The following is a 23,940-nucleotide window of genomic DNA, read 5'->3' on the forward strand; positions in this document are numbered from 1 at the left end:
ATTTAATTTGAATCCTCCCTATCATGAAGGATTTTTAGTTTATCATGTTAAAAAATTCGCATTATCTGCTATAATTCAATTTTATTTCGAAGTCGTTTCACATAATTACGACTTACTGGAATCGGTTGCTCATCATATTTATCTAAATACAGATTATATGTGCCATTATAGTAAGGCTTTAACTCTTGTACATATGACATATTAATTAAATAACTTTTATGCACCCGTAAAAAATCATATGCATTTAGCTTATTTTCTAGCTCCTGGAGTGTATATGTTGAAATATACTGATTATTTGTTGTATAAATTGAAACTGTTTTGTTTTCCTTATTTTTGCTTACATATACAATATCTTCAGGGAAAATATACCGAATCCCCTCTTGACCTTCTATCGGTAGTTTACGCAAATAGCTCTTTGCTTTCTCACCTTGCTCTTTAGCCATTCTATATAAAAGGAATTGCAAATCTTCCTCGCGGAATGGGCGTAGTAAATAATAAACTGCTTGAAAACGAAATGCTGTAATGGACTCTTCTATATCTTCACCCATAAAAATAAATTTCGTATAACAATTTACTTCCCGTAATAAACTCGCATATTCAAAACCCGTTCCATCTAGTAATTTTGAATTTAAAAAAACAAAATCTGGTGTATGCTTCTTCATCATAAATAATGATTCTGTTCCCGTATTTGCTTCAAAACATTCTACATTCCTTATATTTTCAGTAAATTTTTCAGCTAAACTTCTTCGCTCTTCTGCATCTTCCATGATCAGTAAAATTTTCATTTCTTCAACCACCTAATTCTTTTGTCCGTATGTCCTGTTGTATACATTCGCTTTTATAAGGAACATTCCCTTTTTCTTACTATACCATTATTTATCTAAAAAAACAGAAAAAAGGGAACCATCATGGTTCCCCCTGCCCTTTTATTCCGTTATTTGTAGGCAGTAAAACCCACTGAATAAGAAAACATGAGCTCTTAGTTTTACTACTCTAAAACATAATTGGTACGGACCAATAATTGAGATTACTTACCGATTAAAGTTTAACCTTATACTAATTCTCGTTGTTTCGTTTCTTGCCCAAGTATAATTACAGCAAATACGCCTATTAAAATTGATCCACAGAAAATCGTAAATATTAGTGATAGTGAAGCCTGTGAAGCAACTAAATATCCTACTAATAGCGGTCCAAGAATACCACCAATACGACCGAATGCTGCCGCCATCCCTGCACCTGTACCACGAATAACTGTTGGGTATTGTTCAGGTGTATAAGCATATAATGCACCCCAAGCACCTAAATTAAAGAATGATAGTAACATGCCTGCTACGATTAATACCGTTAATGACTCTGCTACTCCAAATAAGTAAGCACTGCAAGCTGTACCAATTAAATACGTAACTAAAACAAACTTACGACCAAGACGTTCAATAAACCAAGCAGCTGTGAAATAACCTGGCAATTGAGCTAACGTCATAATAAGTACGTATTGGAAACTTTTTATTAAACTAAATCCTTTTAATACCATTACACTAGGTAACCAAAGGAACATGCCATAATAGGAGAAAACAACAGAAAACCATAAAATCCATAACATAATTGTTGCCTTACGATATTCCCCAGACCAAACTGACTTTATATTTTCGATAACGGATGGCCTTTTTTCAACCTTTTGGAATCTTGGAGAATCCGGTAAATTCCATCTTAAATATAAAGCATATAGCGCCGGAACCGCACTCAATATCATCGCAACTTCCCAACCATATTTCGGTATAACAAAATACGAGATAAGAGCTGCGATTAGCCATCCACCTGCCCAAAAACTTTCTAATAGCACAACTATTTTGCCACGTTCATGTGCTTCAACACTCTCCGATACTAATGTAGAAGCAACTGGAAGTTCTCCACCAAGCCCCATACCAATTAAAAATCGTAAAACAAGGAACATAGCAAGTGTCGTCGTTAAAGCCGTTAAACCACTACCGATAGAAAATAATAATAATGTAATAATAAAGACTGATTTTCGCCCTATTTTATCTGATAGTATTCCAAAAACGAGCGCCCCGACCGCCATACCAATTGAATTAATGCTGCCTATCCAGCCCATTTCTTGGGTACTTAATCCCCAATCTTTTTGCAGCGCTACCATTACAAATGAAAGCATTCCAACATCCATTGCATCAAATAACCATCCAAGCCCCGCTATACTAAGTAGCTTTCGCTTCGAAATTTCTTTCACCTTGCCCACAAGAAGTCCTCCTTACACAGCTGTCTTTACACATCATTTTACATGTGTGAATTGTATAAGTAAAATACTTTCGTGTAAAAAATTCTCCTTCATCATTCCCAAAAAGTAAAATACTTATCCGACTATTTGAGGGCAGTAAGACCCCTCACCTCAAAATTCAGCTGAAGCAAAGAGAGATAGATAAAAAAACCATGGCCATTAAACACCCGATTAGTGAGTGTCCGCAATCGGTAGTAGATGAATAAAAACGCACTTTATTAAAAATGGACAAATAAAAAAGTAGCGATAGAACGCTACTTTTTTGAACGCATGACTTCTTTTAAAAATTCCGCTAATACTAACTGACGACGCCAACGCGTTGGATTGCTACACAATCTATAAAACCACTCTAAATGGATCGCTTGAATCCATTTTGGTGCACGTTTTACCTCTCCAGCCCATACATCTAAACTTCCGCCTACTCCAACGGCCATTTTCGTTTCTAAACGATGCTTATTCGTTTGGATAAAGTTCTCTTGTCTCGGGAAACCAAGTGCAACAAGCAATAAGTCTGGTTTTGCCTTTTGAATACGAGAAACAATATTTTCTTCTTCTTCTTGTTTAAAATACCCATCTTGTATACCCACAATAGATACAGCTGAATACGTCTTCGTTAAATGATCTGCTGCAGCTTGTACAACATGCGGTTTTGCACCTAATAAGAAAACTGATACTGGTTTATTGTCTTCTGATAACGCCGCAAGTAAATTACACATTAAATCAAAACCTGCTACACGTTCCTTTACAGGTGTACCTAACATACCACTTGCTTTTACGACTCCAATACCATCAGGTGTAATTAAATCTGCATTTAATAATGTTTGATGGAATGCTTCATCCTTTTTTGCACACATAACAATTTCAGGATTTGCTGTTACTACCTGAAAAGTATGTGTTCGCTCCACTTCTAGTTGTTCTTTTAAATATTGGACCGTTTCATCCATTGTCATTGTAGAAAAAGGAACGCCTAGAATATCAACTGTTTGTACTGCCATAGTTAACTATCCTCTCTATCATTACAAGTTTTTCGCTATTAATTGCTTATATGTTTCCTTTGTATCTTCATATAGTTTTTGAAGTGAGAAGTTCATAATAGCATGCTCATAAATATGTTTCCCCATTGCTGCTAATTCTCCAGTTTTCCACTTATCATACGCTTCTTCTAAAGCTAATGCTAATGCCCTTCCATCATCTGTTGGCACAATCCATCCGTACGTTTCATCTACAATTAATGGTTCAATCTCTCCAGCCCTAGTCACAATTGATGGTACGCGTTGATTTGCCGCTTCTAATAAAACTAGTGGGAACCCTTCACTATGGGAGGTTAATAAATTCACATGTGACGACGCAAATAATTGTTTTACATCTTGACGATGCCCTAAAAACTCAACTTTATTATTAATCCCTTTTTCAGTAGCCAATGACTTTAGATTTTCTTCTAACGGGCCATCACCAACTAACAATACTTTAATTTTCTCTAATTTTGTTCGTTGTAACGCATCAAATAGAACTTCATGTCCTTTCACAGGATGCAATCGTGCTACTTGGATTGCCGTAAATACATCTTCATCAATATTGAACATTTCTTTTTTATTATAACCTTCTGCTTTTTCCTTATCGTATTCAATTCCATTATAAATAACATGCATCTTTTCATTAGAAATGCCTAAAGCAGCTAAACTTTTCTTTAATCTATTTGTTACAACAAAAAATAAATCTACATTTTTTAAGGCTTTCAAATTCAATTTCGTAAAAATCCAACCTTTTAAGCCTTGTTTAGTAAAGTCTTCAAATGGATCACTATGAATAGTCGTTACCCATTTTGCCGTTATTCTCTTTTTCATTAAAGAAACATAGAAATTAGCCCTAGGACCATGCGTATGAACTATATCAAATTTTTCATTATTAATGAATTCGCTTATATTCTTTAAAATAGATAAATCATAGCGGGATTTTTGTGAAAACACATGGACTTTTATCCCTAACTCTCTTGCTTCTTTCGCAACAATTCCATCTTCAAATACCGCTAATTCTACTTCACCAGTTGGAAACTGATCGAGAAGTGAAATAATATGTGTTTTCCCTCCCCCATCTTCTGCTCCTGCATTCATATGCAATATCCTCATATTTTTTCCTCCTTTAAATCCTCGCCACATTTCCATCTATCTTTATTTTACTGTACTAAAAAATAAAAGCTAACAAAAGTTAGCTTTTATTTTGATCATTCAATTTCTAAGTCTACAATTAGATAAGCTAACACCACTACAAAGTAGATCCCAACTCCTGGTGCTGTTAAAATATGTCCTGCAATATAAGCAATACCTAATGCTAACAATAAGCTTGCTGCAATCATTCCATATTTTATATTAAATATCTCTTTAAACCTTGTAATAAATACTAGTAGGATTCTTAAGCCGTAATAAATAAATGGAATCATTAGTAATGCAAAACCAATAATCCCAAAGTCATAAAACCAATCATGGAAGTCCATTTCAATTAGCTTTGGATCTGGCTGCTTTTGTTCATTATATTTAAAATTACCTGCATAACCCATTCCTAATAACTTTTGTGACGTTGGCGCTTCTTTAAAGAACTGCTTATGTCTTTCTTCATATACTTGACGTCCGCTGAAAATAAGATTTTCTTGATTTTCTTTCTTTTGCTCTTTCTCAAGCTCTTTCTTAACTTCCTCTTCTATCTTTGCCTTTTCTTCTGGCTTTTCAACTTTATGATGATTTTCTTCTTTTGCTTTAAGTTCTTGCTCTTTTTTCAGCTTCTCTTTAATTTCTTTTTCTTTTTGACCTTGCTGTGCCACATTTTGCTCTGATAAATAGTTATTGTGAATGCCCATATTTTGTGCTAATGGCGTTTGTTTAAACGTTCCAACTACACCAGCTAATAGGACAATAGCAATTACTGCATTAAGCGCAAGGGATTTTTTGTTCGGATTTTTTCTATCAAATAATAATTGTAGTACAATGATCCCGATTGCTGCCGCTAACGTAGCACCAATTGAGCCCATTCCTACTTTCGTACCGACCTGAATTAATGAGTAAATCATTAAAAGCGATGGAATCCAATATAAAACGTGTTTCCAGCTCTTTGTTTTTTGAATAGAATATAGTACCACAATAGGGAAAATAATGGCTAAGATTGAACCTAGTTCATTCCCTGCATAGAACCAACCTCGAGAACCCACCTTCATCCATTCATAACTACCAAAGTCAGTAGATGTTGAAATAGAAATAACCATAATTGCGTTAATGATTAATGTAGAATATACAATACTATTTCGAACCTTATCACTAATATTAACTTTCTTTTTCAATGATTTTAAAGCTAAAATGTATGATCCCAGCATGATATATATATATAATGCTTTCGCAACGAATTTAACTTCTTCACCAAGTACAATAGGATTCTTAACTAGTTTGTTATTAATAAATCCTACCCCTAAAACTCCGGCTAGTAATATAAGATAAATTAAAAACTTTCTATTTCCCTTCTCTTTTGCCTGAATTAAAATGTAAATACTACCCACAGCCATAATAAGGAATCTTACTAAAATTCCAACAGTAGCACTTGACTTTAATAAAGTGATGCTAAGAGACGTTAATAAATCTAAAACAGGCTGTAAAATAATAAAAAAGAGCAAAAAACGCTCAAATCTAACCCTAGCTTGATTTGCTAACATTCCAAGACCTCCATACAAAATCTTAACATTATCTTTTAATCATAATTTTTTATCATTCAAACACACCTAGCAATTATAACATAACTCATATTCAAATCGAGAACTATTTTTCCAGCTAAAACTAGCCAGGACAAGTATTAATCAGTAATAGAAATTACTGTCCTTTCGCTATACTCCCTATTTTTACAAAAGCTATCTAACAACCATCCCCTTATTTTTGTCAGTATATACATATTTTTTTATCATTTTATACAGATGTAAACAACATACCTATCATTGTAACATTTTACCAAATAGGTAACACCAAAAAAATGTAAAATTAATCTTTTCATATCTTTTTCAAATTACTTTATAGCTATTTTCCAAACATTTTCAAACGCTTTCTTTATGTATTTTATCCGTTTTTCTACATGTAGCGAAAAGTAATTGTTATTTCCAATACTTTAGTGTATATTTTTTCTCTGGAACATCTTTAAGAGGAAGGGATTAAGGCCATGTTATTAATCGATATATTTACGTTTCTTGGCATTATCGCCGCTGCCATTTCTGGTACATTAGTTGGTTTAAAAAAAGATTTAGATTTATTCGGTGTCCTTTGTTTAGCTGTAGCTACTGCGCTCGGCGGCGGTATTATTCGTGATATTATGATCGGTAACCTGCCTCCCGTCGCATTTGTTAAACCCATTTACTTTTTCGTAAGCGTATTATCAGCATTATTTACTTGTATGTTTTTTGAGCGTATCAATAAACTTCAAGTTGTTATTATGCTTTCTGATGCTGTTGGTTTAGGCGTTTTTACAGCTATTGGTGCAAATGCGGCAATGTCACATCATGTTGACGCCTCATTTTTAGTTGTTTCAATGGGAGTCATTACAGGTATTGGAGGCGGTATTTTGCGTGACATTTGCGCTCAAGATATCCCCTACGTATTCCGAAAAGAAATTTACGCCATCGCTTCTATTTTAGGGGCAATTAGTTTCCTAATCACATATGCAATGGGGGCACACGTATTGGCTTTCTATGTTTGTTTATTAGTAACATTCATTATTCGTGTTGTCACTGTCATATATAATGTACATTTCCCAGTTTTCTTTAAAACACATGCTAAAATTAATAAAGGTCATTAAGAGAATTCTATATGGAATTCTCTTAATTTATATACTATTCTACACACTAATATAGAGTAATTGTATATAAATATATATAATTATATTAGAACCAAAAAATGAAAACGCTTTACAAACAGGGGGAAGAACGATGCTTGGGGTTTTTAAAAAACATAACAATACAACAAACGTAAGTATACTTGAATTAAGTAAGAATCAACAAATCACTTTTAACGTTCCTACTAATTCTGAACTGAAAATTCAAATGGATATGCTACATATTTCAAAAGAAGATTTACAAATCGTAAAGGTACTACAGCCTTTTATTTATGAAGAAATTGATTGGATTACTGAAAAATTCTATTCCAATATTACAAAACAGCCTAATTTAATTACGATTATCGAACGTTATAGCTCTATTCCAAAACTAAAGCAAACTTTAAAAACACATATAAAAGAATTATTTAGCGGAGATATGCATGAAAACTTTATTGAACAACGTGTTAGAATTGCAAAAAGACATGTACAAATTGGGTTACATAGAAAATGGTATACTGCCGCTTATCAAGAATTATTCCGCTCTATCATGAAGATTTTAAAAACGAAAATTACAACAATTGACGATTTTTCTTATTCTATAAACGTAATAAACAAATTACTTACTCTTGAACAAGAACTCGTTATTGCGTCTTATGAATCTGAATATGAAAGAATGCAAAAAGAACTTGAAAAAGAAAAAGAAATAACAGCTATGACCATTACGCATATTGCAACAGAACTAGCATCTGTATCTGAAAAAACAAGTGCTTCTATTCAGCAGTTAACCGCTAAATCTGAAACGATTGTAGAAATTGCTAAAACAGGTACGTCATTAGCTACAACATCAGAAGAAAAAGCAAATAAAGGTAAAGAACAATTAAATGAGCAAAATAAACGAATGGAATACATTCAAACGAACATGGAAACGATTATTACAGATACACATGAACTTCTCGATATTTCTAACAAAATTAACGAAATTATAGATATTGTAAAATCAATTGCCGAGCAAACAAATTTACTCGCACTAAACGCTGCAATTGAATCTGCGCGTGCTGGGGAATTTGGCAAAGGCTTTTCTGTTGTAGCTGGAGAAATTAGAAAGTTATCAGAGCAAACGAAAGAATCTATATTTAACGTTACAAAGCTCGTTGAAAAAACAAATGAACAGATTGTTCGTGTCTCTTCTTCCGTGAAACAAATTAGCTCTCTCGTATCTGAAGGAACTGATAGTATGTCTGCAACGGATCAATACTTCCAAGAAATCGTAAAAGACATGTCTAACTCAAAAGAACAGAATAAAAAAATTGAAAATGAGTTAGAAACCATTTCACAAGTAATGAAAGGAATTCAAGACGATTCCTCAAAAATGGCTCTAACAGCTGATAGTTTACAACTAGAACTGAACCGATAGAGCGATTACAGTAGAGATTTTTTATCTCTACTAGCTCTTAGTATTCATCTTCCATCAAAAAAAAAGAATCCAATTTGGATTCTTTTTATTTTCTAAAGAATATTTTTTGACAATACACATAACTCATATAAACACCAAAGCTTTGCAAAATAAACAATGCTGGCACAATAAGATTATAATATGCCATATCGACTTGGAAGAGCTTTAACAATACGTACCCGCTAATTAACAATAAGAACAACATATATCCCTCGTTTTGTTGTTTCTTAATAAGGAAGTGTAATAGAGCTATAGTCATAAATAATGTTACCGCTATATATATCAGTTTTTCACATTTAAAAAGAATAGAATTTATTCCCTCATCTGAAAACTGATTTATCACCGGTTCTAAAAGTTTAAATCTTTCTCCCTCAATCTCTTTTAACTTTTGATCAATATGCTCTGTTACACTTTGATTTTTCGATACTTTTTCCTCACGTTGCGTTTTTCCAATTAAGACAGATTGAACATACGTCTCATTCGTAATCGTATATTGTGACAGTCCCATTGTCTTAATTCCATAATTCACACTAAAATGAGCACTATAAAACAGAATAAGTATCCCTATCGTCTTTAGTAACACTTTTTGTTTCGTTGCTGATTGAAACACTTCAATTAATAATACATATATCGTGATAAAAATAGGAAGAAATAATCCCATTGGGAAAATCATATTACTACATGCAAATAAAATCGCTGAAAACACCCACATATAAGGATGATCTAATCCTTTATATAAAAGTATGTAGCAAGCAAAATAAAATAAAAACATTGCAAGTGACTCAGGAGTTAATACGGAACTCATGAATATATTTGGAATATACAGAGCATAAAATGTGGAAGCAATACGACCGCATTCTTCTCCAAAAACCATTGCCGCAATACGATAAATAAAAAGTGCAGTTCCTGCGCAAAATAACACATTAAATAGTTGCAAAGCAAATAATGTATTACCAAATATACGAATAATTACTGACTCATATATAATAAACGGCAAATGAGTTACAGTCCCTATATTATTACCAATTGCAATCTCCTTTGCAGACTCATACATCACTTTCATATCACCAATTATTGGAGCGTCTACAAATAACAGCATACTAAGCCTCACAAGTATAGATACACTTATAAGAAAAATAAGAAATTGTTTGTCTGTAAAACGATATTGTAGAATTGATGCCACTAACAAAATGAGTATGACGAAAATTGCCAATATGATTGTTACACTTGTTGTACTTCCTCCAAAAAATTGCTTACTTGTCTCAAATGCTGTCCAACAACTATAAACAAAAAATGCGAGCATCGCACCAATCGTAATTTTATTGAAGAAAGATGAAAAATTTGTTTGTATATGATTCATATGTCCATTGCACCTCTATTTCCATTCATAACAAAACGATTCTATCATGAATGGGTACACGGCTGATAGGGAATTTCTATGACAAATATATAGTCATTACTTTTTACTTGCAATGTAAGCGAATCCTCTTTTACACTACATTTTAGATAAAATAAATTTTCTTTTAGTTACATGAATACAAATACAGAAGTTTAAATAATCCTCTTTTGGAATACGCTTTACTTTATTAAATATCTAATATGAGTAATCCACTTACACATATTATTCTGATTGAAAACAGACTATAGGGGCTGAATATATGGAAAAGAAATTCATGCGAGAATCAAAAGCAATTAAAACAACACGTGTTTTTCCTAACGATTTAAATAATCACCAAACACTTTTTGGAGGGAAATTATTAGCAGAAATTGATAGTATTGCTTCAATTGCGGCTGCAAGACATAGTCGTAAACATTGCGTAACAGCATCTATTGATTCAGTTGATTTTTTAACCCCAATTCACCAAGCTGATTCTGTTTGTTATGAAGCATTTGTATGTTATACAGGGAAATCTTCAATGGAAGTTTTCGTAAAAGTAATCGCAGAAAATTTATTAGCAGGCGAGCGTAGAATTGCCGCCACTTGCTTCATTACATTTGTGGCAATAAAAGATGGAAAACCTTCGTCCGTACCACAAGTACTTCCTGAAACTGAGGAAGAACATTGGTTACACACAACCGGTTCAGAACGCGCGGAAAATAGAAAAAAAGGACGTTTAAAAAGTAAAGAAATGGCTGAGGTTTTAACTTTAAATAAACCTTGGAATATTTAATACGATACTCTTCCATATACATGCATAGGTTCTTTCTTCCTTGCATGTATTTTTTATACAAAATATTCTCTCTTATCCTTTTATTCTCAATCTGTTCTCTTAAAACATGCACCAGCTTTTCCTTTATTTTGTTATACTGTTAATGGTATATTAAATAAAGTTCGTTTAAAAATAACCATAATATGATTAAGTATATAAGGGATGGTGCGGTAATGACTATTGAAGTACCAATTTCAATACCAAAAACGTTAATTATTATTCCAGCGTATAACGAGGAAGAAGCAATTGCAGATACATTAACAAGATTATTAAAACTAAAACAGCATTTTACTGGATTAAGCATTTGCGTTATTAATGATGGATCACACGATAAAACAGCTCAAATCGTAAAAGAATTTCCTGTTCACCTTGTGAATTTACCCTATAATCTAGGTATTGGCTCAGCTGTACAAACTGGATATAAATACGCATATGAGAATGGATATGATATTGCGATTCAGTTCGATGCTGATGGACAACATAACCCAGATGATTTATATAAAATTATAAAGCCTATCGCTGAAGATGAATGCGATATGGTACTAGGGTCACGTTTTACAGAAAAAACAGCATATAAAGGTAGTATTTCCAGAAGAATCGGTATTTTTTATTTTACTGCCCTATTGAAAGTACTAACAAAACAAACATTTATGGATCCAACTTCTGGATATCGTGCTATCAATCGAGAAGTAATTACAATTTTTGCACACAATTATCCAAAAGATTATCCAGAACCAGAAGTTCTTATTCATTTAAAAAAGAAAAAACTTCGCATTAATGAAATATCTGTAAATATGCAAGAGCGACAAGGTGGACAATCTTCTATCACACCTTTTAAATCTGCATATTACATGATTAAGGTAAGTCTTGCTATATTGATGCAAAAAATCGTGAAAGGTTGATAATAAATGCCTATAATTACCTTTTCATTCATCTTTATTTTATTATTATTATTATTAATTATTAATTCTATTCGTCGCGGAACTTTAGAAACGAAATATGCTGTTTTGTGGATTTTTGTTTGTATTGCAATGGCTATTTTAAGTTCTACCGATAAAATTATAAACTGGATTGGAAAACTATTAAAAGTAGAATATCCCCCTTCCATTTTATTTTTATTTGGATTATTATTCTGTTTCATCTTAATTTTTGACCTAACAAGAAAAATTTCTAAACAACATCATCAACTTGTAACATTAACGCAAGATTATGCGTTACTAAAGCAAAAATTAAATGCAACGGAGACAGAAAAAGAATAACCTATCATTTCAATTCTTAATACAAAAGCCTCTTAATTTCATATTAAGAATTGAAGGGCACTCCACTTGTTAGACATATTCTAACAAGTGGAGTGCATTTTTTATGGCTCAATTTTCTTCAACAGAAAAAATCCAAGTAGTGAAACAATATTTGGATGATACAGAAAGCGAAAAAATAATTGTTAAATCTATAGGAGTTACTCCATATAGCGATATAAATAATCAATAATTATATTTCTTAATCAAAGCCTCCCATAATAGACTACCTATTATTCCAAGTATACAGCTCCAAACAGAATAACTACCTTTTATACACATTATAAATAATATAAAAAGTTGATTTACAAAGTTTATATGCGGTAAACTTATACAGATGTTCTTGTTTTTACTTTTAAAATTTTAGAATAAATATTTTGGTTCATTACAAAATTAAAAATATATTTAGAAGGGTTCTATTATGCAAAAATCAATTGCTAAAAATATTATATACAAAATTTTACTAAACATTTTCAATGTCATACTTCCAATTCTTGTTGGCCCCTATGCTTATCGTACACTAGGTGCCTCTTCGATGGGGAAAGTGAACTTCTCTGAAACAATTTTTACTTACTTCTTTATTTTTGCTGTATTTGGCATCCATCAATATGGATTAAGAGAAATTAGTGCCATTAAGGATAATAAAAAGAAATCTGAACAATTATTTACTAGTTTATTTATATTAAGTATCTTCACGAATTTATTAACATTTGGAGCATATTTACTATTTAGTTACTTCGGATATGCGGAAAAAGGTTTATTTTATATCCTCCTCATATTTGGATTTAACTTTATTGCAAATATTTTTTATGTAGAGTGGCTAAATGAAGCCTACGAAAATTTCGACTTTATTACATTAAAGACCATCATTGTAAAATTAATTTATGTCGTAATGCTTTTTATCTTTGTACAAACTGCTCAAGATTTTTATCAATTTACAGGACTATTAGTACTTTCTAATTTCTTAAATAATATTATTAGTTATATATATATAAGACGTACTGTAAAATTCGATTTTTCAAATATTACTATCAAAAAACATTTAAAACCATTATTATTAATCGCCATCTTCTCAAATGCGCATATACTTTATACTCACTTGGATCGCTTCTTCCTTGGAGAATACGTAGGCGAAAAATATGTTTCTTTCTATGTAATGGCTTTTCAAATTATGTCTATTATTAACTTACTCATGTTAAGCGTTATACAAGTAACCTTACCAAGGCTTTCTTACTTATCCGAAGGTGATGATGAAACAGCATATGATAAATTATTAAATACAATATCTCAACTTTATTTCATCACCTTATTCCCAGCAGCTATAGGAATTATCATTGTCTCGAATTTAATTGTTGTAATCTATGGCGGCGCACAATATGCTGCTGCTGGACCTACATTGGCTATTTTTTCTGTTTACATGGTTATATTAGGTATCCAATCCATTCTTGGAAATCAAATTATGTACATTAAACGTAAAGAACATATATTGGTACGTGCGCTATTAATATTTGGGGTTATAAATATTATACTTAAAGTAATACTCCTAAAGATCAATTTATTTACACCAACGACAGCAACTTTGACAACAACAATTGCAACGCTATTACTTGTTGTGTATATATATTTTTATATCAAAAAATATTTAAAGGTAAACTATCACCTATTTACGATGGCCAACTTTAAATATTTATTCTATTCCCTTACATTCTTTCCGATTTCTTATGCAGTTCAACTATACGTGTCAGGAACAATTCCTTTATTTCTAGCATTAGTTGTCACAAATGGACTTGCATATACTCTGTTGTTATTCCTGACAAAAGATGAAATCTTATTCATGGCTCTTTCTAAGTTAACATCTAAATTTAAAAAATCTTAAAGACGTAATAAAAAGAGACGTACCATTCACTTTTGAATAGCACGTCTCTTTTCTTATTTTTAAACTTATAAAAACTGTTCTCATTATAATATTTCAACATTGAGTTGATTCCAATTACTTCTTCAGTAAACTCTTCGCAATTATACGTGTCAGGAGGCCTTTATCCATCAATAAAATAGAACAAAATTTAGGAGAAAATAACATTTTTATATTCCATAAACCATGATTCGTTCCTTTAAGAATCATATCAAGCCATAGAAATTGGAATATTTGCTTAATATTTTTATCCTCTTTGTTAGCCTTATGATATTGTTCTTCTAATTGGCGTTTTACTTCTAATAATTCTTCTTTCGTTAATGTACCCCTTGCAAATGGTACGCGATTAAATTCAATTCCAATACGAGATAAAGCCTCTGTAGAAATCTTTGCGGCCATAACCTCTTGATCGGAGGCATTAAGACTACTTACACTTGTTTCTGACCAACGATAATTCAGTAGTGGCTCCTCTAAGTTAATTACTTTATACTTCTCACTTAATCTCTGGAACAACTCATAATCTTCAGCATGTAAGTAATTCAAATCATAATAAATGTTGTGTTCTTTTAAAAATTCTGTGCGCATCATCACAGATGGATGAATCATACAGCTTCGAACATACAAACAATTTCTTATTAATTCTGAAGAGCCTGAAATTTGCCACGGTTTTCGATTCTGACCTATAACTTTAACACCCGTTCCACAAACTGCAACATCAGGATGCTTCTCCATATACTGCAATTGAATTTCTAAACGTTTTGGATCTGCTATATCATCACAATCCATCCTAGCAATATATTCTCCTGTTGCTAAATCAATTCCCTTATTTAATGTTTTAATCAACCTTAAATTTACTTCATTTGTCACTATTCTTATTCGTGAATCACTATAAGAATTCAAAATCTCCATACTACTATCTGTTGATCCATCGTTTATAATTAATAATTCAAAATCTGTAAAAGTTTGGTTCAAAATACTATCAACAGACTCTCTTAAATATTTTTCACCATTATATACAGGCATTAGTACCGTAATTTTTGGCATTGTTGACCTCCATAAAAAGAATTTAAAATTGTTTCATATTATATAATAGATACTTTACATCATTCAAGAAAGGGCTCACCTTTCCATTTAAACCAGATCTGTCTATTTTCCACATATATAACGATATCCGGTAAAGCACTAATATAATTTTTTATTTTTTCTAGTGTATATTTCATAATTCTCTTCACTTAGTATAGCAGGTTCCCCTATTAAATATAGTACCTCTACAAATTATACAGTAACCTAATTAACTTCAACATATTTATACCTTAATTATCATTTGTTCATTTAAATTAAAAAACACCCAATAATATACATATAAAAACATAATAATCCATCCGATTTTCTGTATTTCATCTATAAAAATCCGGAAAATGAATAATGTACCTTTTTGAAATAATAGCATTATATCACAGAATTTAGTATCATGATTCAAGGTACTATTTCAAGTTGGACGGAGGATACTATGAGCTTATTAACAGTTGAAAAATTAGGACATACATTTGGCGATCGTACATTATTTAAAGATGTATCTATGCGATTACTAGCAGGTGAGCACGTTGGATTAGTTGGTGCAAACGGTGTTGGTAAATCAACATTCATGAATATCATTACTGGTCAGCTTATTCATGACCAAGGTCGTGTAGAATGGACACCGGGCACACATTACGGTTACTTAGATCAACATACGGTTTTAACGCCTGGACGTACAATTCGTGACATACTAGCGGATGCATTTTTACCGCTATTTGAAAAAGAAAAAGCTTTAAATGAAGTTACAGAAAAAATGGGAACTGCTACACCAGAAGAACTAGAAGAACTTCTTGAGCAAATGGCAGAAATACAAGATGCACTTGAAGCAGGTGGTTTCTATTTACTAGATATGAAAATTGAAGAGGCTGCACGTGGTCTTGGAATTGATGCAATTGGTTTAGATCGTGATGTTTCAGCACTAAGTGGTGGACAACGTACAAAAGTATTGCTTGCAAAGCTATTACTTGAACAACCAGAAGTATTATTACTTGATGAACCTACTAACTATTTAGACGTTGAACATATTCATTGGTTAACAAATTATTTAAAAGAATACCCACATGCATTCTTATTAATTTCTCATGATACGGAATTTATGAACAAATGTGTTGATGTTATTTTCCATCTAGAATTCACAAAAATGACACGCTATACAGCGACATATGAAAAATTCCTAGAACTAGCAGAAATCAATAAAAATCAACATATAAACGCTTATGAAAAGCAGCGCGAGTTTATCAAAAAGCAAGAAGATTTCATTGCAAAGAACAAAGCCCGTTATTCAACAACAGGTCGTGCAAAGAGTCGTCAAAAACAACTTGACCGCATGGAACTTATCGATCGCCCGGAAACAGCAATTAAACCTGAATTCTCATTTAAAGAAAGTCGTGCAAGTAGTCGCTTCGTCTTTGAAGGTGAAAATGTAGAAATTGGATATACACATCCACTACTACCAAAGCTATCAATGACAATTGAACGCGGTGAAAAAATTGCTATCGTTGGATGTAATGGTGTTGGTAAATCAACGTTACTAAAAACAATCTTAGGTAAAATTAAACCTTTAAGCGGTAAAACAAGCCTTGGGGACTTCTTAGAGCCTGCATACTTTGAGCAAGAGGTTAAAGCTGACAATATAACACCAATTGATGATGTATGGAATACATTCCCTGGCTTAGACCAGCATCAAATTCGTGCGATGTTAGCAAAATGCGGATTAAAAAATGAACATATTTCTCGCCCGTTAAGTCAATTAAGTGGTGGAGAACAAGCAAAAGTTCGTTTATGTAAACTAATGGGTGAAGAAAGTAACTGGCTACTATTTGATGAGCCGACAAACCATCTTGATGTTACAGCAAAAGCAGAACTTAAGAAGGCTATGAAAGCATATAAAGGAACAATCCTCCTTGTATGTCACGAACCAGACTTCTATGAAGATTGGATTACAAAAGTTTGGAATGTAGAAGAATGGTCTCAAAATAAAAATTAATAGATATAAGATTTTCATCCATATTTTATGCTATACTATACTTTGCGTGACAACATCTTGCTCTGTTGTCACGTTTTTTATAGAGTAAGATTTTATTAATGCTGGGGGCTATATTATGCTTTTTAATTCTTTTGAATTTATGCTTTTATTCTTGCCTATAGCAGTAATTGGATATTTCCTATTGCAAAAAGTTAACAAAAATTTCGCGAAACTTTTTTTAGTAGGTATGTCCCTTTACTTTTATGCATATTTTGAGGTGAAATACCTATTGCTAATAGGAGTTTCATTATTTACAAACGCATTTATAGGCCAACAAATTATACAAAAAATCAATCAAAAAACCCGAAAAGTATTTTTAATAGTTGGTTTAGTATTTAACATCTCATTACTGGGATACTTTAAATACTCTGATTTCTTCTTAGATAATATAAATACCCTATTTGGAACTGATGTACCTTTATTAAAGTTATTACTGCCTTTAGGCATTAGTTTTATTACCTTCCAAAAGATAGGTTTTTTAGTAGATTGTTATAAGAGGGAATTAACAAAGTTTAATTTTATTGATTTTTGCTTGTTCGTAACGTTTTTCCCGCAACTTATTGCAGGACCCATTGTCCATCATAGTAAGGTCCTCCCTCAATTTCAAGATGAATCTAAAAGAAGGCCGAATATTGAAAACATTACAAAAGGACTTTACATATTCGGAATTGGTCTTACTAAAAAAGTAGTAATTGCTGATTCACTAGCACAATGGGCTGATTTTGGCTTTAGCAATGTAAATCAACTATCTACGACCGATGCATGGGTTTCATCACTTGCGTATACATTACAACTGTATTTTGATTTTAGTGGATATTGTGATATGGCAATAGGTGCAGCGTTGTTATTCAACATTATACTACCAATTAACTTCTTCTCTCCTTATAAATCTTTAAGTATTCAAGATTTTTGGAGACGTTGGCATATGACATTAGGACGATTTTTCACCCAATATGTATATATTCCATTGGGTGGGAGTCGAAAAGGGCAAATTCGTACTTATTTAAATTTATTTACAATTTTTCTTATAAGTGGAATTTGGCATGGCGCTGGATGGACGTTTGTTATTTGGGGCGTTTTACACGGATTAGCTATTGTAATACATCGATTATTTAAAAACTTAGGTGGAAAAATGCCTAAATTTATTGCTTGGATTTTAACAATGGGATTTGTACATGTAACATGGGTGTTCTTCAGAGCTACTTCTGTAGAAGATGCATTAACTATGTTAAATCGCATGTTCAACGTAAATTACTTACACATCCAAACAGCACTTATTCAATTCCGTCCAGAAACATTAACTGGTGTGTCTATAATGGATAATTTAATTTATTCAATTTGTAATTTATTCCCGTTCCAAGTGACTGGTGATCATTTTAACTTCCAAACTATTTTATACCTAGCAATTGGAATCGCTATTGTATTATTTACAAAAAATTCTATAGAAAAATTAGAATCTTTCCGTCCAAAACCGATTTATGCTCTTGCATTAGCTAGCATGTTTATACTTTCTTTGATGTATTTAAATCGTGTAAGTTCATTCTTATACTTTAATTTCTAATAACCGTAGGTGAAAAATATGTATAAACGTTTTATATGTTGGTTTATTATATTCCTTTTCATTTTATCTGGAATAGTTTGCTCTATTGTTTATAAGCTTGACCCATTGTATGTATATAAATTTAAGAAGAACGATTATTTTTATGCTACTGAACGCTATCAAATGCCTGGACTTATTAAACATATGGATTATGATACCTTATTTGTAGGAACTTCTATGGGAAGAAACTTCCTTGAACCTGACGCTAATAAATTACTTCATACTACCAGCTTTAATGGCTCTCTTCCAGGTTCAACAGCTAGGGAACAAAATATGACAGCCCAGTTAGCTACGCATTCAAAAACTGTTAAAAATATTATTTGGGAGCTTAATTTATATTCATTCTCTGGAAAACCTGAATGGGTATCAGAAGGTGCTTCACCATTTCCAACTTACATGTATGATACAAATAAGTTGAATGATATCCAATATTTAATTAGCCCGTATTCTCGAAAAATAGCATTGCAGAATATGAAGTTAAAACTAGATCCAACAAAATCTCCACAGGATCCCCACTGGCTATACAAATTTGGAGATGACGAGCCAAATTTCTCAGTAGATATAGCTAAAAGGGTTGTTGACGGAACACCTCATCAATCAATCAGCGATGGTTGGTATCATGAACAAATGCTTAAATCTTTTGATTCTAATATTATTGAATTTGTAAAACAAAACCCGGAAGTACAGTTTACATTTTTCTATGCGCCATATCCAGTAACATATCACGTAGTTATGGATAAAAACGACTCAAAGCATACAAAGGAAAATATGTTATTTAAAAAAGAAGTATACACTAAATTAGCACAACTAAAAAATGTAAAACTCTATGATTTCCAAGATCAAAAAGAAGTTACGTATAATCTTTCTAATTATATGTCTGACCAAACGCATTATTACAGATATATAAATGATTGGATTGTAAAACAATTAGCTACAACTGAACCGATTACTAATAAACGAGATTACGAACAAAGATTAACTAACTTCTCTAATGAAATACGGAATTTCGATACTTCTAAGCTAGTGAATTCAGATGAAAGACCTAAATAATAAAAAGGTAACAATGAAAACTATCATTGTTACCTTTTTATATTGTAATAGCCCATAAGCCTCAAACGGAATTCTTTTAAAGTTGGATATGCCTCTAAATTGAACAACATCCCTTGGATAACCGGAATTCTTGGATTTTGCATCCTCATTTCTGCCTCCAAAACATCTAATGTAACAAGCAATTCCTCATCTTCTAATTGATCCGCTAAAGTACGTTTAAACACAATAATTTCTTTTAAAAAATGTTCCTTAACCTGCTCCTTAATAAGCTCTGATTTACAAAGAAATTCTCCAAGCCTTTCTTCATGTAACACAGGTTCTTCTGAAGATTTTACCAATCCATCTACTAAATGATCCACTCTTTTCAAAATAAAAGCCGAGACGTAAGATAAGTCTATTTCTGGCGCTTGTAAAATAATTAGTTCTAAATATCCCCGGCATATGCCTTCTACCATAATGACTAAATCTAATAAATATGGCATAACCTTATCACCATAAATAGACAGTAAACTATTCCGATAAAATGCGTGAGACTCTAACTTCATCCGCATCATAAATTCTTCTACTTCTTTATTAAAAGGAATCGCATTTTCCCTTGCATGCATAATAATAAATTCTTTATGCTTTTGTATATCATTAAACTGGCAATGCAATTGTTTTGCAAATTTTTCACGTGGCAATAACGACTCTTTTTCAATATCCATCATTTTGTTTTGAATCTTGTCATAGTAATATCGAAGTGTCGCTAATAAAAGTTCCTCTTTTGATTTAAAGTATAAATAAAAGGCTCCCTTAGATATGCCACAAGCTGTCACAATTTCCTGCACTGATGTCGCATTTACACCCTTAGTCGCAAATAACTTCATAGCCATCTCTATAATTAAGCGCTCTTTTTCTTTCATATCATGTCTCTCCTAAATTTAATCTCGCATCTTATTATGAATGTATTATACCATCCCTTTTCATTGACGGCTGACCAATCAGCCAGTTATATTATGTATTAGACTGACCAGTTGGTCAATATAATACAAAGGGAGCGCAAACATGAACAAAATTATTAATTTTTCGTTAAAAAATAAGTTCGCAGTTTGGCTACTAACCATTATCGTTACCATTGCAGGTATTTATTCTGGGCTGAATATGAAGCTGGAAACAATTCCTGATATTACAACACCTGTTGTAACAGTAACCACGGTTTATCCTGGTGCTACACCAGAAGAAGTAGCTGATAAAGTTTCAAAACCGATGGAAGAACAACTGCAAAATTTAAGTGGTGTAAACGTTGTTAGTTCATCATCTTTTCAAAATGCATCTTCCATTCAGGTAGAATATGATTTTGATAAAAATATGGAAAAGGCTGAAACAGAAATAAAAGAAGCTCTCGCAAATGTGAAACTGCCAGAAGGCGTAAAGGACCCGAAAGTTTCACGTGTGAACTTCAATGCCTTTCCTGTAATTTCATTAAGCGTAGCAAGTAAAAATGAATCTTTAGCTACCTTAACTGAAAATGTAGAAAAAAATGTTGTTCCAGGATTAAAAGGACTTGATGGGGTCGCATCTGTTCAAATTTCAGGTCAACAAGTAGATGAAGTACAACTTGTCTTCAAAAAAGATAAGATGAAAGAATTAGGTTTAAGTGAAGATACTGTAAAAAATGTAATTAAAGGATCGGACGTATCTTTACCACTTGGTTTATATACATTTAAAGACACAGAAAAGTCAGTTGTTGTAGATGGAAATATTACAACAATGAAAGCATTAAAAGAATTAAAAATCCCTGCTGTTCCTTCATCAGCAAGCGGTCAAGGTAGTCAAAATGCCGGAGCTGGTACACAAGTGCCGCAAATGAATCCAGCCGCTATGAACAACGGGATTCCGACAGTTACATTAGACGAAATTGCTGATATTAAAGAAGTCGGAAAAGCGGAATCTATTTCTCGAACAAATGGAAAAGAAGCAATTGGAATTCAAATTGTAAAAGCGGCTGACGCGAACACAGTTGATGTTGTAAATGCTGTTAAAGATAAAGTAAAAGAACTTGAGAAAAAATATAAAGACTTAGAGATTATTTCAACATTCGACCAAGGTGCACCTATTGAGAAATCAGTAGAAACAATGCTAAGTAAAGCCATTTTTGGTGCTATCTTTGCGATTGTTATTATTATGTTGTTCCTACGAAATATCCGAACAACATTAATCTCTGTCGTTTCCATACCACTTTCTTTATTAATTGCTGTATTAGTTATAAAACAAATGGATATTACGCTTAACATTATGACGCTCGGGGCAATGACAGTCGCTATCGGGCGCGTTGTGGATGACTCCATTGTTGTTATCGAAAATATTTACCGACGTATGTCGTTATCAGGAGAGAAACTACGCGGGAAAGATTTAATTCGTGAAGCTACAAAAGAAATGTTTATTCCGATTATGTCTTCTACCATTGTAACAATTGCTGTATTTTTACCGCTTGGACTAGTAAAAGGTATGATTGGTGAAATGTTCTTACCATTCGCTTTAACTATCGTCTTCGCTTTATTAGCATCGTTGCTAGTAGCAGTTACAATCGTACCGATGCTAGCTCACTCTTTATTTAAGAAAGAGAGCATGAGGGAAAAAGAAGTACATCATGAAGAAAAACCAAGTAAATTAGCAAATATTTATAAACGCATACTTGCATGGGCTTTAAATCACAAAATTATTACATCAAGTATCGCTATCCTTCTATTAGTTGGTAGTCTTGCACTTGTGCCAATCATTGGTGTAAGTTTCTTACCATCTGAAGAAGAAAAAATGATCATTGCAACATACAACCCTGAACCAGGTCAAACGTTAGAAGACGTTGAAAAAATTGCAACGAAAGCTGAGAAGCACTTCCAAGATAATAAAAACGTCAAAACAATTCAATTCTCATTAGGTGGCGAAAACCCAATGAGTCCTGGTCAATCAAATCAAGCAATGTTCTTCGTACAATATGATAATGACACGAAAAACTTCGAAAAAGAGAAAGAACAAGTCGTTAAAGATTTACAGAAGATGTCTGGAAAAGGTGAATGGAAAAACCAAGACTTCGGGGCAAGTGGCGGTAGTAACGAAATCAAGTTATACGTTTACGGAGATAGCTCAGAAGACATTAAGCCTGTCGTAAAAGATATTCAAAACATAATGAAGAAAAACAAAGACTTAAAAGATATAGACTCTAGTATTGCAAAAACATACGCAGAATACACTTTAGTCGCAGATCAGGAAAAGCTAAGTAAAATGGGTCTAACGGCTGCACAAATTGGAATGGGACTTTCTAATCAACATGATCGCCCTGTTCTGACAACAATTAAAAAAGACGGTAAAGATATCAATGTATATGTAGAAGCTGAAAAACAAAATTATGAAACAATCGATGACTTAACAAATCGTAAAATTACAACGCCGCTTGGTAATGAAGTGGCTGTAAAAGATGTGATGACTGTAAAAGAAGGAGAAACTTCGAATACAGTGAAACACCGCGATGGCCGTGTTTATGCGGAAGTAAGTGCAAAACTAACATCTGATGACGTTTCAAAAGCATCAGCCGCAGTTCAAAAAGAAGTAGATAAAATGGATCTTCCTTCTGGCGTAGATGTTTCTATGGGAGGCGTTACAAAAGATATTGAAGAATCATTCAAGCAACTTGGCTTAGCGATGTTAGCTGCGATTGCTATTGTATACTTCGTTCTTGTCGTTACATTTGGCGGTGCTCTTGCACCATTCGCAATTTTATTCTCGCTACCATTTACAATCATTGGAGCTCTTGTTGCCTTATTAATCTCTGGTGAAACGTTAAGTGTCTCTGCAATGATCGGTGCCCTTATGTTAATCGGTATCGTTGTAACAAACGCAATCGTGCTTATCGACCGCGTTATTCATAAAGAAAATGAAGGTCTATCAACACGTGAAGCTTTATTAGAGGCTGGTGCAACACGCCTTCGCCCGATTTTAATGACTGCAATTGCAACAATCGGTGCTCTTATCCCGCTCGCATTAGGATTTGAAGGTAGCGGCTTAATTTCTAAAGGACTTGGTGTAACAGTAATTGGTGGATTAACAAGTTCAACATTATTAACACTTCTTATTGTTCCAATCGTTTATGAAGTATTAAGCAAGTTTAAAAAGAAAAAAGTAAAGTAACAAAAAAATAACCTCGCTAATTGC

19 protein-coding genes and 1 pseudogene are annotated in these 23,940 nt (G+C 32.7%); 12 read left to right on the top strand and 8 right to left on the bottom strand.

Annotated elements, in window-relative coordinates:
• Positions 1–68 precede the first annotated feature (68 nt).
• The 5 genes from PDK19_RS09415 to PDK19_RS09435 all read right to left on the bottom strand — a co-directional run bounded on the left by PDK19_RS09415 (position 69) and on the right by PDK19_RS09435 (position 5,984).
• Positions 69–785: a LytR/AlgR family response regulator transcription factor gene (locus tag PDK19_RS09415; RefSeq protein WP_000698249.1), complete on the bottom strand. Its 717-nt coding sequence runs from the start codon at positions 783–785 to the stop codon at positions 69–71.
• Between the two features lie 266 nt (positions 786–1,051).
• Complete coding sequence (locus tag PDK19_RS09420; RefSeq protein ID WP_000521111.1) at positions 1,052–2,251, bottom strand: MFS transporter; 1,200 nt, start codon at positions 2,249–2,251, stop codon at positions 1,052–1,054.
• A 293-nt stretch (positions 2,252–2,544) separates the two neighbouring features.
• Positions 2,545–3,285, bottom strand: coding sequence for a WecB/TagA/CpsF family glycosyltransferase (locus PDK19_RS09425; RefSeq protein ID WP_000290759.1), 741 nt, complete (start codon positions 3,283–3,285; stop codon positions 2,545–2,547).
• Positions 3,286–3,306: 21 nt separating this feature from the next.
• Positions 3,307–4,416, bottom strand: coding sequence for a glycosyltransferase family 4 protein (locus PDK19_RS09430; protein WP_001221234.1), 1,110 nt, complete (start codon positions 4,414–4,416; stop codon positions 3,307–3,309).
• Between the two features lie 95 nt (positions 4,417–4,511).
• The gene (locus PDK19_RS09435; protein WP_000880773.1) at positions 4,512–5,984 is read right to left on the bottom strand and encodes an O-antigen ligase family protein; all 1,473 of its coding nucleotides are present in this window, start codon (positions 5,982–5,984) and stop codon (positions 4,512–4,514) included.
• Positions 5,985–6,478: 494 nt separating this feature from the next.
• Between PDK19_RS09435 and PDK19_RS09440 the strand changes: the two genes are divergently transcribed.
• The 3 genes and pseudogenes from PDK19_RS09440 to PDK19_RS27400 all read left to right on the top strand — a co-directional run bounded on the left by PDK19_RS09440 (position 6,479) and on the right by PDK19_RS27400 (position 8,543).
• Positions 6,479–7,111, top strand: a complete 633-nt coding sequence (locus PDK19_RS09440) for a trimeric intracellular cation channel family protein (RefSeq protein WP_000924376.1) — start codon at positions 6,479–6,481, stop codon at positions 7,109–7,111.
• A 250-nt stretch (positions 7,112–7,361) separates the two neighbouring features.
• Positions 7,362–7,739 (top strand): annotated as a pseudogene (locus PDK19_RS27395) (protoglobin family protein); the annotation flags it as partial.
• Positions 7,737–8,543 (top strand): methyl-accepting chemotaxis protein, encoded by an 807-nt coding sequence (locus PDK19_RS27400; RefSeq protein WP_369805093.1) that lies wholly within the window; start codon positions 7,737–7,739, stop codon positions 8,541–8,543. The pseudogene PDK19_RS27395 and the gene PDK19_RS27400, both read left to right, overlap by 3 nt.
• Positions 8,544–8,628: 85 nt before the next feature.
• On the opposite strand, the gene PDK19_RS09450 is transcribed toward PDK19_RS27400, so the two are convergent.
• Positions 8,629–9,942: an ArnT family glycosyltransferase gene (locus PDK19_RS09450; protein WP_001015644.1), complete on the bottom strand. Its 1,314-nt coding sequence runs from the start codon at positions 9,940–9,942 to the stop codon at positions 8,629–8,631.
• A 298-nt stretch (positions 9,943–10,240) separates the two neighbouring features.
• Here PDK19_RS09450 and PDK19_RS09455 point away from each other — a divergent pair, with 298 nt between their 5' ends.
• The 5 genes from PDK19_RS09455 to PDK19_RS09475 all read left to right on the top strand — a co-directional run bounded on the left by PDK19_RS09455 (position 10,241) and on the right by PDK19_RS09475 (position 13,963).
• Positions 10,241–10,753, top strand: a complete 513-nt coding sequence (locus PDK19_RS09455) for an acyl-CoA thioesterase (protein WP_000412121.1) — start codon at positions 10,241–10,243, stop codon at positions 10,751–10,753.
• A gap of 212 nt (positions 10,754–10,965) precedes the next feature.
• A complete protein-coding gene (locus PDK19_RS09460; protein ID WP_000151538.1) occupies positions 10,966–11,694 on the top strand; it encodes a glycosyltransferase family 2 protein in 729 nt (242 codons plus the stop codon).
• 6 nt (positions 11,695–11,700) lie between these two features.
• Entirely contained in the window at positions 11,701–12,051 is a 351-nt protein-coding gene (locus PDK19_RS09465; RefSeq protein WP_001121775.1) for a DUF2304 domain-containing protein, read from the top strand.
• Positions 12,052–12,154: 103 nt separating this feature from the next.
• The gene (locus PDK19_RS09470) at positions 12,155–12,280 is read left to right on the top strand and encodes a hypothetical protein (RefSeq protein WP_000046732.1); all 126 of its coding nucleotides are present in this window, start codon (positions 12,155–12,157) and stop codon (positions 12,278–12,280) included.
• A 228-nt stretch (positions 12,281–12,508) separates the two neighbouring features.
• Positions 12,509–13,963, top strand: a complete 1,455-nt coding sequence (locus PDK19_RS09475; protein ID WP_001172389.1) for an oligosaccharide flippase family protein — start codon at positions 12,509–12,511, stop codon at positions 13,961–13,963.
• Positions 13,964–14,077: 114 nt separating this feature from the next.
• Here the strand turns inward: PDK19_RS09475 and PDK19_RS09480 are convergent, their stop codons facing one another.
• Positions 14,078–15,043 carry a glycosyltransferase family 2 protein gene (locus PDK19_RS09480; RefSeq protein WP_001124451.1) on the bottom strand — a complete coding sequence of 322 codons (966 nt, stop codon included), beginning with the start codon at positions 15,041–15,043 and terminating at the stop codon, positions 14,078–14,080.
• Between the two features lie 466 nt (positions 15,044–15,509).
• Between PDK19_RS09480 and PDK19_RS09485 the strand changes: the two genes are divergently transcribed.
• The 3 genes from PDK19_RS09485 to PDK19_RS09495 all read left to right on the top strand — a co-directional run bounded on the left by PDK19_RS09485 (position 15,510) and on the right by PDK19_RS09495 (position 19,752).
• A complete protein-coding gene (locus tag PDK19_RS09485; RefSeq protein WP_000055406.1) occupies positions 15,510–17,063 on the top strand; it encodes an ABC-F family ATP-binding cassette domain-containing protein in 1,554 nt (517 codons plus the stop codon).
• A gap of 115 nt (positions 17,064–17,178) precedes the next feature.
• A complete protein-coding gene (locus PDK19_RS09490) occupies positions 17,179–18,663 on the top strand; it encodes an MBOAT family O-acyltransferase (RefSeq protein WP_000898525.1) in 1,485 nt (494 codons plus the stop codon).
• An 18-nt stretch (positions 18,664–18,681) separates the two neighbouring features.
• Positions 18,682–19,752, top strand: a complete 1,071-nt coding sequence (locus tag PDK19_RS09495) for a hypothetical protein (protein WP_000278073.1) — start codon at positions 18,682–18,684, stop codon at positions 19,750–19,752.
• Positions 19,753–19,781: 29 nt separating this feature from the next.
• Here PDK19_RS09495 and PDK19_RS09500 read toward each other — a convergent pair whose 3' ends face one another.
• Complete coding sequence (locus PDK19_RS09500; RefSeq protein ID WP_000659619.1) at positions 19,782–20,654, bottom strand: TetR/AcrR family transcriptional regulator; 873 nt, start codon at positions 20,652–20,654, stop codon at positions 19,782–19,784.
• A 142-nt stretch (positions 20,655–20,796) separates the two neighbouring features.
• On the opposite strand from PDK19_RS09500, the gene PDK19_RS09505 reads away from it, so the two are divergent.
• Positions 20,797–23,916 carry an efflux RND transporter permease subunit gene (locus PDK19_RS09505; RefSeq protein ID WP_001033529.1) on the top strand — a complete coding sequence of 1,040 codons (3,120 nt, stop codon included), beginning with the start codon at positions 20,797–20,799 and terminating at the stop codon, positions 23,914–23,916.
• The last annotated feature ends 24 nt before the right edge of the window (positions 23,917–23,940 follow it).

This window comes from Bacillus cereus group sp. BcHK124, from assembly GCF_027712065.1.
Lineage (GTDB): Bacteria > Bacillota > Bacilli > Bacillales > Bacillaceae_G > Bacillus_A > Bacillus_A pacificus.

Coding starts and splice junctions, on each gene's coding strand:
- PDK19_RS09500 (WP_000659619.1), bottom strand. CDS start 20,654: ATGAAAGAAAAAGAGCGCTTAATTATAGAGATGGCTATGAAGTTATTT.
- PDK19_RS09450 (WP_001015644.1), bottom strand. CDS start 9,942: ATGAATCATATACAAACAAATTTTTCATCTTTCTTCAATAAAATTACG.
- PDK19_RS09440 (WP_000924376.1), top strand. CDS start 6,479: ATGTTATTAATCGATATATTTACGTTTCTTGGCATTATCGCCGCTGCC.
- PDK19_RS09480 (WP_001124451.1), bottom strand. CDS start 15,043: ATGCCAAAAATTACGGTACTAATGCCTGTATATAATGGTGAAAAATAT.
- PDK19_RS09435 (WP_000880773.1), bottom strand. CDS start 5,984: ATGTTAGCAAATCAAGCTAGGGTTAGATTTGAGCGTTTTTTGCTCTTT.
- PDK19_RS09460 (WP_000151538.1), top strand. CDS start 10,966: ATGACTATTGAAGTACCAATTTCAATACCAAAAACGTTAATTATTATT.
- PDK19_RS09455 (WP_000412121.1), top strand. CDS start 10,241: ATGGAAAAGAAATTCATGCGAGAATCAAAAGCAATTAAAACAACACGT.
- PDK19_RS09415 (WP_000698249.1), bottom strand. CDS start 785: ATGAAAATTTTACTGATCATGGAAGATGCAGAAGAGCGAAGAAGTTTA.
- PDK19_RS09430 (WP_001221234.1), bottom strand. CDS start 4,416: ATGAGGATATTGCATATGAATGCAGGAGCAGAAGATGGGGGAGGGAAA.
- PDK19_RS09490 (WP_000898525.1), top strand. CDS start 17,179: ATGCTTTTTAATTCTTTTGAATTTATGCTTTTATTCTTGCCTATAGCA.
- PDK19_RS09475 (WP_001172389.1), top strand. CDS start 12,509: ATGCAAAAATCAATTGCTAAAAATATTATATACAAAATTTTACTAAAC.
- PDK19_RS09425 (WP_000290759.1), bottom strand. CDS start 3,285: ATGGCAGTACAAACAGTTGATATTCTAGGCGTTCCTTTTTCTACAATG.
- PDK19_RS09465 (WP_001121775.1), top strand. CDS start 11,701: ATGCCTATAATTACCTTTTCATTCATCTTTATTTTATTATTATTATTA.
- PDK19_RS09495 (WP_000278073.1), top strand. CDS start 18,682: ATGTATAAACGTTTTATATGTTGGTTTATTATATTCCTTTTCATTTTA.
- PDK19_RS09505 (WP_001033529.1), top strand. CDS start 20,797: ATGAACAAAATTATTAATTTTTCGTTAAAAAATAAGTTCGCAGTTTGG.
- PDK19_RS09485 (WP_000055406.1), top strand. CDS start 15,510: ATGAGCTTATTAACAGTTGAAAAATTAGGACATACATTTGGCGATCGT.
- PDK19_RS09470 (WP_000046732.1), top strand. CDS start 12,155: ATGGCTCAATTTTCTTCAACAGAAAAAATCCAAGTAGTGAAACAATAT.